Below are 12,218 nucleotides of genomic sequence, written 5' to 3' on the forward strand. Positions count from 1 at the left end.
CAATGCGGCAATAAAAAAGGCCAGACTTGCGTCTGGCCTTTTTGCGTTTCAGCGTTCGCTTACTTCGCTTTACCCTGGTTTGCTACGGCTGCGGCTTTCGCAGCAATCTCATCAGCATCACCCAGATAGTAACGTTTGAGTGGCTTGAAGTTCTCATCGAACTCATACACCAACGGCACGCCAGTTGGGATGTTCAGTTCGAGGATCTCGTCTTCGCTCAGGTTGTCGAGGTATTTAACCAGCGCACGCAGTGAGTTGCCGTGTGCAGCAACGATCACTTTCTCACCGCTCTTAATGCGCGGCAGAATGCTTTCGTTCCAGTAAGGAATCACGCGTTCGATGGTCAGCGCCAGGCTTTCGGTGGTTGGCAGCTGCGCGTCAGTCAGTGAAGCGTAACGCGGATCGTGGCCTGGGAAACGCTCATCAGCGCGATCCAGTTCTGGTGGCGTGATAGCAAAGCCACGACGCCACTGTTTCACTTGCTCGTCACCGTATTTAGCGGCGGTTTCTGCTTTATCCAGACCTTGCAGCGCACCGTAGTGACGCTCGTTCAGACGCCAGGTTTTTTCAACCGGCAGCCAAGCCTGATCCAACTCATCCAGCACATTCCACAGGGTGTGAATAGCGCGCTTCAGCACTGAGGTGTAAGCGAAATCAAACACGAAACCTTCTTTCTTCAGCAGCTGACCGGCTGCTTTGGCTTCAGTGCGACCTTTGTCAGACAGGTCAACGTCGTACCATCCGGTGAAGCGGTTTTCCTGGTTCCACTGGCTTTCGCCGTGTCGCACCAGTACCAGCTTAGTTACGGCCATAGCTTTACTCCTTAATGCTCGATTTACGATTAGTATTGAAACCGGCTGCGGCCACTGAGAAGCGGCTCACTAATAGCGCCATACCATAGCGGAAAACAACGCACGGCGTAAGCCTGTCGGCAGCGCAGTGCGCGTTTTTCATCCGGTGGCTCAGTGCGGCGTGAAGCGATAACGCGTCACGGACTGCCAGCTGTCGCCGGGTTGCAGCCAGCAATCGGGCTGCGGCCACTCTGCATGGTTAGGCGAATCCGGTAAAAATTCGCTCTCCAGAGCGATGCCCTGGAAAGCAGTATAGCTGTCCTGCTCACGGGCGCGTGTTCCCGCCAGATAGTTGCCGGTGTAGAACTGCAGCGCTGGAGCGGCAGTAAACACGCTCAGCTCCAGCTTGCCATCGGCAGACCATAAATGGGCGGCGGGCTGGCTGCTGTCGCCAGCGGTGTTAAGCAAAAAGGCGTGGTCATAGCCTTTCACCGCTTTTTGATCGTCATCGGCAAGGAACTCATCGGCGACGCGCTTCGGCTGGCGGAAATCAAAACTGTTTCCCGCCACCTCTTTCAGCGGCGCGTTAGGAATGCCTTCGCTGTCCACCGGCAGGTAACGATCGGCGTGCAGTTGTAAGCGATGCTGGCGCGCATCACCATGATGCGCATCAAGATTAAAGTAAGCATGGTTGGTGAGATTGACCGGGCAAGGCTTATCAGTTCGCGCTTCATAGCGAATCGACAGGCAATTATCGTCATCAAGTTGATAGATGACATCGGCGATCACATTGCCGGGATAACCCTGATCGCCATCCGGCGAATCGAGGCGATAGTGCACCTCGCTTTCGCTCTGACTGAGAATCTGCCAGCGACGTTTATCGAAACCTTGCGGCCCGCCGTGCAGCTGATGTGCGCCCTGATTGGCCGCCAGCAGCAGATTAAGCGGCTTCAGTTCGGCCGAGGCGATGCGGTTCGCGTAGCGGCCAATCGTCGCGCCAAGATAAGCATCCTGATGCAGATAATCGGACGGCGTGGCACAGCCGAGCAGCGCTTCACGCACGCTGTGATCCAACATTGGCACGCGCGCTGACAGCCAGGTCGCGCCCCAATCCATAAAAGTAGCCACCATGCCGTTGCGATTGCGCAGCACGGTGATGCGCCACGGTTGCCCGTCTGGCGCGTGTGAATTCACATCACTTACCATTGGCCTGCTCCTGCGGACGCTTTGCACACGTAGAAGGTCTCTTTGATGCCGGTTTGCGCTTCATACTTCTCAGCGACCATCGCTTTCACCGCATCGACCAGATCGATTGGCATCAGCGCCACGATGCAGCCACCGAAACCGCCGCCGGTCATACGCACGCCGCCGCGCGGGCCGATTTCTGCTTTCACAATCTCAACCAGCTGATCGATTTGCGGCACGGTGATTTCAAAATCGTCACGCATCGAGGCGTGCGATTCGGCCATCAGTTCGCCCATGCGTTTCAGATCGCCCGCGCTTAACGCATCGGCTGCTTCCAGCGTGCGCGCATTTTCGCTAATCACGTGACGCACGCGTTTTGCCACCAACGCATCCAGCTCACCAGCAGAGGCTTCAAACTCTTCCAGCGTCACATCGCGCAGCGCCGGTTTATTGAAGAAGCGTGCGCCAGTTTCACACTGTTCACGACGCGTATTGTATTCGCTGCCCACCAGGCTACGACGGAAGTTGGAGTTGATGATCACCACCGCAACATCTTCCGGCATTGATACTGCGCGCGTGCCGAGCGTACGACAATCCAGCAGCATGGCGTGATCCGGCTGACCGAGCGCGGAGATCAGCTGATCCATGATGCCGCAGTTGCAGCCGACAAACTGGTTTTCTGCTTCCTGACCGTTCACCGCAATCGCTGCGCCATCGAGGTTTAATGCATACAGCTGCTGGAATACGGTACCTACCGCCACTTCCAGCGACGCCGAAGAACTCAGGCCCGCGCCTTGTGGCACGTTGCCGCTGATCACCATATCCACGCCGCCAAAGCTGGCATCGCGTTTTTGCAGATGTTTCACCACGCCGCGCACGTAGTTGGCCCACATTGGCTCTTTCAGCGGCTCAATCGGCGCATCCAGCGAGAAGCTGTCCTGCTGATTGTCGTAATCGACGGCAATCACACGCACCTGGCGATCGTCGCGTTTGGCGCAGGCAATCACGGTTTGATAATCGATGGCGCACGGCAGCACAAAGCCATCGTTGTAGTCGGTGTGTTCGCCAATCAGATTGACGCGGCCCGGTGCCTGAATGCTGTGTGTCGCCTGATAGCCGAAAGTGTCAGCGAAAACCTGTTGAGTAATGGATTTTAATGACATTTATTGCGCCTCGCGGAAATGGACATCGCTGACAGAACGCAGACGTTCAGCTGCCTGTTCCGCCGTTAAATCACGTTGGGTTTCGGCCAGCATTTCATAGCCAACCATAAATTTGCGTACCGTGGCTGAACGCAGCAGCGGCGGATAGAAGTGCGCGTGCAGCTGCCAGTGATCGTTGGCTTCACCGTTGAACGGCGCGCCGTGCCAGCCCATTGAATAGGGGAATGAACACTGGAACAGGTTGTCGTAGCGGCTGGTGAGCTGTTTGAGTGCCAGCGCCAGATCGGTGCGCTGCGGCTCGGTGAGATCGGTGATGCGTTTCACATGGGCTTTCGGCAGTAGCAAGGTTTCAAACGGCCACGCCGCCCACCACGGCACCACGGCCAGCCAGTGTTCGGTTTCCACCACCGTGCGGCTGCCATCGTTCAACTCGCGCGCAGCGTAATCGACCAGCAGCGGCGTGCCTTTCTCGGCAAAATAGTGACGCTGGTTGTCATCTTCTTTCTGCGCTTCGTTCGGCAGGAAGCTGTTGGCCCAAATCTGACCGTGCGGATGCGGGTTGGAGCAGCCCATCGCCGCACCTTTGTTTTCAAACACCTGCACCCACGGATAGTGCTGGCCGAGATCGGCAGTCTGTTCCTGCCAGGTCCGCACGATATCTTCCAGCCCGCTCAGCGGCAGTTCCGGCAGCGTTTTGCTGTGATCCGGCGAGAAGCAGATCACCCGGCTGGTACCGCGCGCGCTTTCGCAGCGCATCAACAGATCGTCGCTTTGCGGTGCGTCTGGCGTGTTGGTCATCAGCGCGGCAAAGTCATTGGTGAACACGTAAGTGCTTTTATAGTTTGGGTTTTTGTCACCGGTAATGCGGGTGTTTCCGGCACAGAGGAAGCAGTCAGGATCGTGCGCTGGCAGTTGCTCCAGTGCCGGGGTTTCCTGCGCACCTTGCCACGGGCGCTTAGCGCGATGGGGTGAGACCAGCACCCATTGATCGATCAATGGGTTATAACGGCGATGCGGGTGATCGACCGGGTTAAATTTTTCCATGATGAGTCCTGGTAAACGGCAAACAGATAAAAATGATTTTGATCAAAGTAGCACAAAGACCAGCGTGAAAGCGTGATCCAGTCTGGATAAATGGTATCGTTTACACAAGGTGACGATTCTCATTTTGTGGGGTTATCAGTGCTATTTGCTCACTTACCAGGCGATGAAATGGTAACGCTTACATTCGTATGGTCGCCATTTATGGCGACCGCTAATTAACGCAGCGACTCTTGCAGGAAACCGTAACCCTGTTCCTGCGCGACAAAACTCAGGCGATGGGTGATGCACTGCGGCGCATCTTCGGCGTGGTGGGAGACAAACAGCAGTTGCGTACGGCCTTCGCCAATCAGCACATCAACAAAGCGGCGCACCAACTGGCGGTTAATCGGATCGAGCCCCTGCAACGGTTCATCGAGAATGAGTAGCGTGGGATGTTTCACCAGCGCGCGCGCAATTAGCACCAGCCGTTGCTGGCCCCACGACAAACTGTGGAACGGCGCATCGGCCAGTTGATTATCCATACCGAGCAGCGCCAGCCATTGACGCGCCAGCGCTTTTTGCCGATCGGACACCGCCTGATACAAGCCAATTGAGTCAAAGAAGCCGGAGAGCACCACGGTGCGCACATTACAGCTGACGCGATAATCGAGGTGCAGGCTGCTGCTGACGTAGCCGATATGCTGCTTGATATCCCAGATGGTTTCACCGCTGCCGCGTCGGATGCCGAACAGCGTCAAATCGTTGCTGTATCCCTGCGGATGATCGCCGGTCACTAAACTGAGCAGGGTAGATTTACCCGCGCCGTTCGGCCCCACGATTTGCCAGTGTTCGCCGGGATTAACTTGCCAATTCAGGCCATCAATTACCGCTTTGTCGTTGTACGACACCACGCCGTTGCGCAGTATCACGCGCGGCGCATCTTCGGCCAGCTGCGGTAGTTGATCCGGTTGATCCGCTTCCGGCAGCGCTATGCCGTCCAGCTTCTCGCTATGCGCCAGCTGCGCCACCAGCGCTTCGGCCAGAATCGCGCGCCGTTCGCCCACGTGGGTTAACGTGCATTCGGCCAACACGCCGACCTTCCCGACAAAATCGGGAATATCATCAAAGCGATTGAGCACCAGCACCACGCTATAGCCGCTTTGATGCAGATCGTTGAGGGTTTGCGCCAGGCTGGCGCGTGACGCCACATCCAGCCCATCGAAAGGTTCATCAAGGATCAGCAGATCCGGCTGCGCCATCAGCGCCTGGCACAACAGCGTTTTACGCGTCTCGCCGGTGGAGAGATATTTGAAGCGACGATCGAGCAGATAAGTGATGCCAAACTGCTGCGCCAACGCCTGACAACGCGCCGCATCTTGCACTTCATCCTGAATGATCTGTGCGGCGGTGCGACCGGTATCGTCTTCGCCTTCACTTAGCAAATCGGTGTTGTTGCGTTCCCACTCATCGCTGACCAGTTTCTGTAGCTGCTCCAGCGACAGGCGCGTACGACGCTGAAAATCCTGCTGCACGCTGCCTTTACCGGGCTGCAACTCGCCGGAAAGGGCGCGCGCCAGCGATGACTTGCCGCTGCCGTTGGCGCCGACAAACGCCCAGCTTTCGCCGCTGTTGAGGGTTAAATCGTTAAGGGACAGTGCTCGGGTGTCGCTAAGGTGAAACGTACCTTGCGAAATTTGCAATGAAGCCATGATCTATTCCGTTTTATGCATCGTGTCGTCCAGTTTTAGCCAGTGATGCAGACGAAGTCAAATCATGGCGTGGATTTCAGAGCAGTGTGGCGATGATGGCGTGTTCGGCATTAAAACTGGCGGTGACGCTGGCACCAACCTGCAGATTCTGCTGTTTCACCGCCTCATTGGTGACGGTCGCGCACAGCGTTTCGCCACTCGGCAACGCCATCAATACTTCGCTAACCTGATCGCCGGGCTCAATCGCGCTGATCTGCGCAGCCAGTTGATTGTCGCTGCTGTCGGCGGCGTGACTGACGTGAATCCACGGTGCTTTAATCAGCACCAGCACCTCTTTGCCGCTGTCGAGTTGTAGTCGTTCGGCGCTGCGGGCAGTGATCGCCACCTGCAAGCGCGTTACGCCATCGGCGAGCAGCACTTCGATATGCTGTTGCACCTGCTGATGATCGCTGGCCAGCACCGTACCAAACAGCTGATTGCGCGCGCTGGTTTGCAGCGAGAAACGCGCAATCGCCGCCAGCAAACTGTCGAGCGGCAAGCTGTCGTTTTGCAGCACATCGAAGGCCTTTTGTTGGATCTGCTCCATCAACTGGAACAGCTGAATCAGCCGCTCGCCATAACGCGTCAGCTGCGCGCCGCCGCCGCCTTTGCCGCCGGTGGCGCGATCCACCAGCGTTTGGTCGGCCAGCTGATTCATCTCATTGATCGCATCCCAGGCACTTTTATAACTGATGCCCGCCAGTTTCGCGCCCTGGCTAATCGAGCCGGTTTGCTGCACGCGTTTCAGTAATTCGATGCGGCGCGGATCGGCAAACAGCTTTTGCTGAAGACGAATATGGAGAGAAAGTTCTGCCTGCATGTCAGCTCCTTAGGTTAATCCGCTCAGTTTACTGCTTAAAAGTAAAAGCACGAAAAGGGCAGTGCGTTTTTTTCGCTAACCGTTACAATCACTTTTTTATTTTCTGCGTGAGGTTTCCATGCTGGAACTGTTAAAAAGCCTGGCTGTGGCTATCATCATGGTGCCGATTGTGATGGCTATTATGCTCGGTCTGATTTACGGCCTGGGTGAAGTTTTCAACGTCATCTCAAAATTTGGCCGCCGCGACGATCGTCCTGCCAACAGCTCACAACACTAATTTCTCAACGCCCGCTTCCTGCGGGCGTTTTGTTTCTGAACTTCCGTAAAATCCTGCCGATATAAAGCTCATGACGCATTTGCGTGTACGTTGTATTATCAAATATATAACGTAACAAGGAACAACAAATGCGAACCATCAAGTACCGTTGGGCTGCTGCAACCGTTTTAAGCGTTTCATTGGCCGGTCATGCCGCGGCCGCAGAGAAAATCACCGTGTTTGCAGCGGCATCGCTGACCAATGCGCTGCAGGACATTGCGACGCAGTACCAGAAGAAAAGCGGTGTAGAAGTGGTATCCTCTTTTGCCTCTTCTTCGGTGCTGGCGCGCCAGATCGATCAGGGCGCACCGGCCGATCTGTTCATCTCTGCAGATCAGCAGTGGATGGACGATGTGGTGGTGAAAAACAGCGTGGTGAGCAGCACGCGCTATACGCTGCTCGGCAATGACTTAGTGCTGATTGCACCGAAAAGCGACGCGGCTAAAGCGGTCACCCTTGACAGCAAAACCGACTGGAAAAGCCTGCTGAAAGGTGAGCGTCTGGCGGTCGGCGATCCGGATCACGTGCCAGCCGGAATTTATGCCAAAGAAGCATTACAAAAACTCGGTGCGTGGGACGCTTTATCCCCGCAGCTGGCGCCCGCTAATAACGTGCGTGCCGCGCTGGCATTGGTGGAGCGTAACGAAACGCCGTATGGCATCGTGTATGGTTCGGACGCGGTGGCTAGCCAAAAAGTGCAGGTCGTAGGACGATTCCCGGAAGATAGCCACAAGCCAGTGGAATATCCGATGGCGATTGTCAAAGAACATCAGAACGCAACGGTGGAAGCCTTCTACAACTATTTGCAGGGGCCGGATGCCGCTGCCGTGTTTAAACAGTATGGATTCACGCCGAAGAAATGATATTGAGCGATCCCGAATGGCAGGCCGTTTTTCTCAGCCTGAAAGTGTCCTGTGTAGCTGTGATATGCAGCTTGCCGTTTGGCATCCTGATGGCCTGGATTCTGGCGCGCTGCCGCTTTCCGGGCAAAACCCTGTTGGACAGCATCGTCCACCTGCCGCTGGTGCTGCCGCCGGTGGTGGTCGGCTATCTGCTGCTGATCGCCTTAGGCCGGCGCGGTTTTATCGGCGAATGGCTGTATGACTGGTTCGGTTTCACCTTTGCCTTTAGCTGGCGCGGCGCGGTGATCGCTTCGGCGGTGATGGCGTTTCCGCTGATGGTGCGTGCAATTCGTCTTGCGCTGGAAGCGGTGGATACCAAACTGGAGCTGGCCGCTCGCACGCTGGGTGCCGGGCGCTGGCGCGTATTTTTCACTATTACGCTTCCGCTGACCTTGCCGGGCATTATTGTCGGCACGGTACTGGCCTTTGCCCGTTCGCTGGGCGAATTTGGTGCCACCATCACGTTTGTCTCCAACATTCCCGGCGAGACGCGCACCATTCCGTCGGCGATGTTTACCCTGATTGAAACGCCGGGCGCGGAAGGCACCGCCGCGCGCTTGTGTGCGGTGGCGATTGCGCTGGCGCTGATGTCGTTAGTGGCATCGGAAATGCTGGCGCGCTGGGGCCGTAAACGGCTGGGAGCGGCATAATGCTCAATCTGCAACTTTCTCAGCAGTTGGGCGATCACCTGCTCGACGTTAACGTCAATATTCCCGCCAGCGGCATTACCGCCATTTTTGGCGTGTCGGGCGCGGGCAAAACCTCGTTAATTAACGCGATTGGCGGATTAACCCAGCCACAAAGCGGGCGCATCGAGTTAAACGATCGCCTGCTGTTCGATTCGGCCACGCGCGTGAATTTGCCGCCGGAAAAGCGCCGCATCGGCTTTGTGTTTCAGGACGCGCGGCTGTTTCCGCACTATCGCGTGCGCGGCAATCTGCAATACGGCATGGCGGCCTCAATGAAGCCGCAGTTCAACGCACTGGTGGCGCTGCTGGGTTTAGAATCGCTGCTGACGCGTTTTCCTGCGTCGCTTTCAGGCGGTGAAAAACAGCGCGTGGCGATAGGCCGCGCATTGTTGACCGCGCCCGATATTCTGCTGATGGATGAGCCGCTGGCGTCGCTCGATCTGCCACGCAAACGTGAGCTGATGCCCTATCTGCAAAAGCTGGCGAAGCAGGTCGATATTCCACTCCTTTACGTGTCGCACAGCCTCGATGAAATCCTGCAGCTGGCGGATAACGTACTGGTGCTGGATGCCGGTCAGGTGAAAGCCTTTGGCCCGCTGGAAAAAGTGTGGAGCAGTTCGGCGATGCGTCCGTGGCTGCCGATCGCCGAGCGCACCAGCGTGCTGCGTGTGCAGGTGCTGGAGCAGCATCCTGATTACCCGATGACCGCGCTGTCGCTTGGCGATCAGCATATTTGGGTGAGCCGGGTGAATCAGCCGCTGAAAACGCCGCTGCGTATTCGTATCGCCTCGGCCGATGTGTCGCTGGCCTTGCAGCCGCCGCACAACACCTCAATCCGCAATATTCTGCCGGCGCAGGTGGTTGAGCTGCTGGAGATTGACGATCAGGTGGAAGTGAAGCTGCGAATTGGGATAAGCGAACTGTGGGCGCGCATTTCACCGTGGGCGCGCGATGAGCTGGGCATTCGACCGGATCAGTGGCTGTATGCGCAGATTAAGAGCGTGTCGATAGCGGCATAGCAAGCGGTCGCCATGAATGGCGACCAAAAAGCGTTTATGCGGCGTGTTAACTAGAGAACTTCCTGATAAATCACTTCAGCGATGCCCGGCTCAAGATTGGTGCCAATCACCTTTTTGGCGCGCGCTTTGATGGCATCATCGGCATTGCCCATCGCCACGCCTAATCCCACCTGTTCCAGCATGCTGAGATCGTTGTAGTTGTCGCCAAACGCCAGCACGTCTTGCATGCTAAAGCCCTGACTCTCAACCCACTGCGCCAGACGCTTGCCTTTGCTGTTGCCGCCTTTGGCGATATCCACCTGATCGTGCCACGACCATTCACACGCCAGACCGAGTTCGGCTTCGGTGCGTTCGGCAAACTGCTGCAGCGCGCGCGTGTCGGGATGCGACAGCGCGAATTTCCAGATCGAATCAGCCTCAATCGCCGCCTGCGCCAGGCTTGGCACCTGCAGGAACAGCGGACGCTGCGCTTCCGGCAACGATTGCGCCCAGTTAAGCGTACGCGTCACATGGCCGGTTGGCGTTTGGTACAGCATCGCATCATCGACATACAGCAGACCGTGGATGTTCTCTTCATCCAGCATCTCAATCACACGCGCGGCTCTGCTTTTATCCAGCGGATCGGCGGCCAGCACCTGTTTCGCGGGATAATCATACAAATAGGTGCCATTACAGCAAATTGCGGGTGTATCCAGCTTAAGTGCCTGATAAAAAGGGTGGATAGCGCAGTGGTGGCGACCGGTAACGATCAACACTTTCACGCCCGCCTGTTGCGCGCGGGCCAGCGCTTCGATGGATTCAGGCAAGATGGTTTTGTTCGGGGTCAGCAGGGTGCCGTCGAGGTCAAGGGCGATTACGCGGTAGCTCATTACACTTTCCGTCCGGGAGTTGGCAAAGCATTGAGTCTACACCCGGCAACGGCCCTGAGACAAAAAACAGGGCACAAATGAATCCAGCGCGACAAAATGAAACGCGCTACAGTTATCCCTTTCATCAGGCAGCGAATAAGGAAAACGCATGAAACAAGTCGTGTATACCGCCAGTCCCGAGAGCCAGCAGATTCATGCCTGGCAGTTGCAGGAAGATGGCGCACTGACGTTATTGCAGGTAACGGATGTTGCCGGCCAGGTGCAGCCGATGGTGGTGAGCCCGAAGAAAGATTTTCTCTATGTCGGTGTGCGTCCGAATTTTCGCGTGCTGGCGTTTCGCATTGCGGCCGACGGCACGCTGAGCCTCGCCGGTGAAGCACCGCTGCCGGGCAGCCCAACCCACATCTCCACCGATCGTCAGGGCAATTATCTGTTCTGCGGCTCGTATAACGATGCCTGCGTCAGCATCAGCCCAATCGGCAGCGATGGTTTGCCGCAAGCGCCAGGTCAGGTGATCAGCGGGTTAGACGGTTGCCATTCAGCCAATATCGATCTGAATAACCAAACGCTGTTTGTACCGGCACTGAAGCAGGACCGCATCTGCCTGTATCAACTGAACGCAGACGGCACTCTGGCTCCGCGCGAACAAGCGCAGGTCACCACCGTTGAAGGTGCCGGTCCGCGTCACATGGCCTTCCATCCGAACGGCGCATATGGCTACGTAGTGAACGAGCTGGATAGCACCGTGGATGTCTGGGCGCTGAACAATGTGCACGGCCAGGTTGAGCGCGTGCAGAGCCTTGATATGATGCCGAAAGATTTCAGCGACACGCGCTGGGCGGCGGACATCCACATCACGCCGAATGGCCGTTTCCTCTATGCCTGCGACCGTACCAGCAGCACCATTACGGTATTCAGCATCAGTGAAGATGGCTCGGTGCTGGCGATTGAAGGCTACCAGCCAACTGAAACCCAGCCGCGCGGCTTCAATATTGATCACAGCGGTCAATATCTGGTAGCGGCGGGACAGAAATCGCACCACATCGAAGTGTATAAGATTCAGGAACGGGGTCTGCTTAATCCGCTGGCGCGTTACGCGGTAGGACAAGGCCCAATGTGGGTGGTTATCCACCCGTTGGGATAAATAAAATGCCTGCCTGATCAAACAGGCAGGCATATTTCCTAACAGCGCGATTCTGAGCTGTTACGCGTACTTCACCGTAATCGACGCACTGGCCAGCGCATGGAAATGCACATTAAAGCCAACCATCGCGCCGCTCGCGCCTTCATCCACGTCAATTTTATCCGTATCCAGCGCATGCACCGTAAAGATGTAGCGATGGGATTCGCCCTGCGGTGGCGCTGCGCCGCCGTAGCCGGTTTGGCCAAAATCGGTACGCGTCTGAATGGCGCTCTCCGGCAAGTCCGCCACGCCGGAACCGGCACCCTGCGGCAACACGGTAACGTCAGCCGGAATGTTCGCTACCACCCAATGCCACCAGCCGGAACCGGTAGGCGCGTCAGGATCGTAGCAGGTGACAACAAAGCTTTTTGTGCCTGCCGGTACATCATCCCACGCCAGATGCGGTGACAGATTGTCGCCCTGGTAACCCATGCCATTGAAAACGTGTCGCTCTGGCATCTTATCGCCGTCGTTAAAATCCTGGCTAACTACGCGCATGATCGCTCCTTT

General features: G+C 56.6%; 13 protein-coding genes. 5 read left to right on the forward strand and 8 right to left on the reverse strand.

Annotation, left to right across the window (positions count from 1 at the left end):
• Positions 1-59: 59 nt before the first annotated feature.
• The 6 genes from gpmA to modE form a co-directional block, all read right to left on the reverse strand.
• The gene (gpmA, locus tag K5Y32_RS01915; protein WP_008109047.1) at positions 60-812 is read right to left on the reverse strand and encodes a 2,3-diphosphoglycerate-dependent phosphoglycerate mutase; all 753 of its coding nucleotides are present in this window, start codon (positions 810-812) and stop codon (positions 60-62) included.
• Positions 813-962: 150 nt separating this feature from the next.
• Positions 963-1,997: a galactose-1-epimerase gene (gene galM / locus K5Y32_RS01920; protein WP_222181655.1), complete on the reverse strand. Its 1,035-nt coding sequence runs from the start codon at positions 1,995-1,997 to the stop codon at positions 963-965.
• On the reverse strand, positions 1,991-3,139 hold the full coding sequence (gene galK / locus K5Y32_RS01925) for a galactokinase (protein WP_222181656.1): 1,149 nt from the start codon (positions 3,137-3,139) through the stop codon (positions 1,991-1,993). The genes galM and galK overlap by 7 nt, the downstream gene beginning before the upstream one ends.
• Complete coding sequence (gene galT, locus K5Y32_RS01930; RefSeq protein ID WP_222181657.1) at positions 3,140-4,183, reverse strand: galactose-1-phosphate uridylyltransferase; 1,044 nt, start codon at positions 4,181-4,183, stop codon at positions 3,140-3,142.
• Between the two features lie 215 nt (positions 4,184-4,398).
• On the reverse strand, positions 4,399-5,871 hold the full coding sequence (gene modF / locus K5Y32_RS01935; RefSeq protein ID WP_222181658.1) for a molybdate ABC transporter ATP-binding protein ModF: 1,473 nt from the start codon (positions 5,869-5,871) through the stop codon (positions 4,399-4,401).
• 76 nt (positions 5,872-5,947) lie between these two features.
• Positions 5,948-6,730 carry a molybdenum-dependent transcriptional regulator gene (modE, locus tag K5Y32_RS01940; protein ID WP_222181659.1) on the reverse strand — a complete coding sequence of 261 codons (783 nt, stop codon included), beginning with the start codon at positions 6,728-6,730 and terminating at the stop codon, positions 5,948-5,950.
• A 118-nt stretch (positions 6,731-6,848) separates the two neighbouring features.
• Between modE and K5Y32_RS01945 the strand changes: the two genes are divergently transcribed.
• From K5Y32_RS01945 to modC, 4 genes are all read left to right on the forward strand, one after another.
• A complete protein-coding gene (locus K5Y32_RS01945) occupies positions 6,849-7,007 on the forward strand; it encodes an AcrZ family multidrug efflux pump-associated protein (RefSeq protein ID WP_007890616.1) in 159 nt (52 codons plus the stop codon).
• Between the two features lie 128 nt (positions 7,008-7,135).
• Positions 7,136-7,909, forward strand: a complete 774-nt coding sequence (gene modA / locus K5Y32_RS01950; protein WP_222181660.1) for a molybdate ABC transporter substrate-binding protein — start codon at positions 7,136-7,138, stop codon at positions 7,907-7,909.
• A complete protein-coding gene (gene modB, locus K5Y32_RS01955; RefSeq protein WP_192236612.1) occupies positions 7,906-8,598 on the forward strand; it encodes a molybdate ABC transporter permease subunit in 693 nt (230 codons plus the stop codon). The genes modA and modB overlap by 4 nt, the downstream gene beginning before the upstream one ends.
• Positions 8,598-9,656: a molybdenum ABC transporter ATP-binding protein ModC gene (gene modC / locus K5Y32_RS01960; RefSeq protein ID WP_222181661.1), complete on the forward strand. Its 1,059-nt coding sequence runs from the start codon at positions 8,598-8,600 to the stop codon at positions 9,654-9,656. Before modB ends, modC begins: the two co-directional genes overlap by 1 nt.
• A 50-nt stretch (positions 9,657-9,706) precedes the next feature.
• Here modC and K5Y32_RS01965 read toward each other — a convergent pair whose 3' ends face one another.
• Complete coding sequence (locus K5Y32_RS01965; protein WP_222181662.1) at positions 9,707-10,525, reverse strand: pyridoxal phosphatase; 819 nt, start codon at positions 10,523-10,525, stop codon at positions 9,707-9,709.
• A 148-nt stretch (positions 10,526-10,673) separates the two neighbouring features.
• Here K5Y32_RS01965 and pgl point away from each other — a divergent pair, with 148 nt between their 5' ends.
• A complete protein-coding gene (gene pgl, locus K5Y32_RS01970; protein ID WP_222181663.1) occupies positions 10,674-11,669 on the forward strand; it encodes a 6-phosphogluconolactonase in 996 nt (331 codons plus the stop codon).
• Between the two features lie 60 nt (positions 11,670-11,729).
• On the opposite strand, the gene K5Y32_RS01975 is transcribed toward pgl, so the two are convergent.
• On the reverse strand, positions 11,730-12,206 hold the full coding sequence (locus K5Y32_RS01975; protein ID WP_101763187.1) for a kinase inhibitor: 477 nt from the start codon (positions 12,204-12,206) through the stop codon (positions 11,730-11,732).
• Positions 12,207-12,218 lie beyond the last annotated feature (12 nt).

This window comes from Pantoea sp. DY-15, from assembly GCF_019795935.1.
Lineage (GTDB): Bacteria > Pseudomonadota > Gammaproteobacteria > Enterobacterales > Enterobacteriaceae > Pantoea > Pantoea leporis.

Coding starts and splice junctions, on each gene's coding strand:
- gpmA (WP_008109047.1), bottom strand. CDS start 812: ATGGCCGTAACTAAGCTGGTACTGGTGCGACACGGCGAAAGCCAGTGG.
- galM (WP_222181655.1), bottom strand. CDS start 1,997: ATGGTAAGTGATGTGAATTCACACGCGCCAGACGGGCAACCGTGGCGC.
- galK (WP_222181656.1), bottom strand. CDS start 3,139: ATGTCATTAAAATCCATTACTCAACAGGTTTTCGCTGACACTTTCGGC.
- galT (WP_222181657.1), bottom strand. CDS start 4,183: ATGGAAAAATTTAACCCGGTCGATCACCCGCATCGCCGTTATAACCCA.
- modF (WP_222181658.1), bottom strand. CDS start 5,871: ATGGCTTCATTGCAAATTTCGCAAGGTACGTTTCACCTTAGCGACACC.
- modE (WP_222181659.1), bottom strand. CDS start 6,730: ATGCAGGCAGAACTTTCTCTCCATATTCGTCTTCAGCAAAAGCTGTTT.
- K5Y32_RS01945 (WP_007890616.1), top strand. CDS start 6,849: ATGCTGGAACTGTTAAAAAGCCTGGCTGTGGCTATCATCATGGTGCCG.
- modA (WP_222181660.1), top strand. CDS start 7,136: ATGCGAACCATCAAGTACCGTTGGGCTGCTGCAACCGTTTTAAGCGTT.
- modB (WP_192236612.1), top strand. CDS start 7,906: ATGATATTGAGCGATCCCGAATGGCAGGCCGTTTTTCTCAGCCTGAAA.
- modC (WP_222181661.1), top strand. CDS start 8,598: ATGCTCAATCTGCAACTTTCTCAGCAGTTGGGCGATCACCTGCTCGAC.
- K5Y32_RS01965 (WP_222181662.1), bottom strand. CDS start 10,525: ATGAGCTACCGCGTAATCGCCCTTGACCTCGACGGCACCCTGCTGACC.
- pgl (WP_222181663.1), top strand. CDS start 10,674: ATGAAACAAGTCGTGTATACCGCCAGTCCCGAGAGCCAGCAGATTCAT.
- K5Y32_RS01975 (WP_101763187.1), bottom strand. CDS start 12,206: ATGCGCGTAGTTAGCCAGGATTTTAACGACGGCGATAAGATGCCAGAG.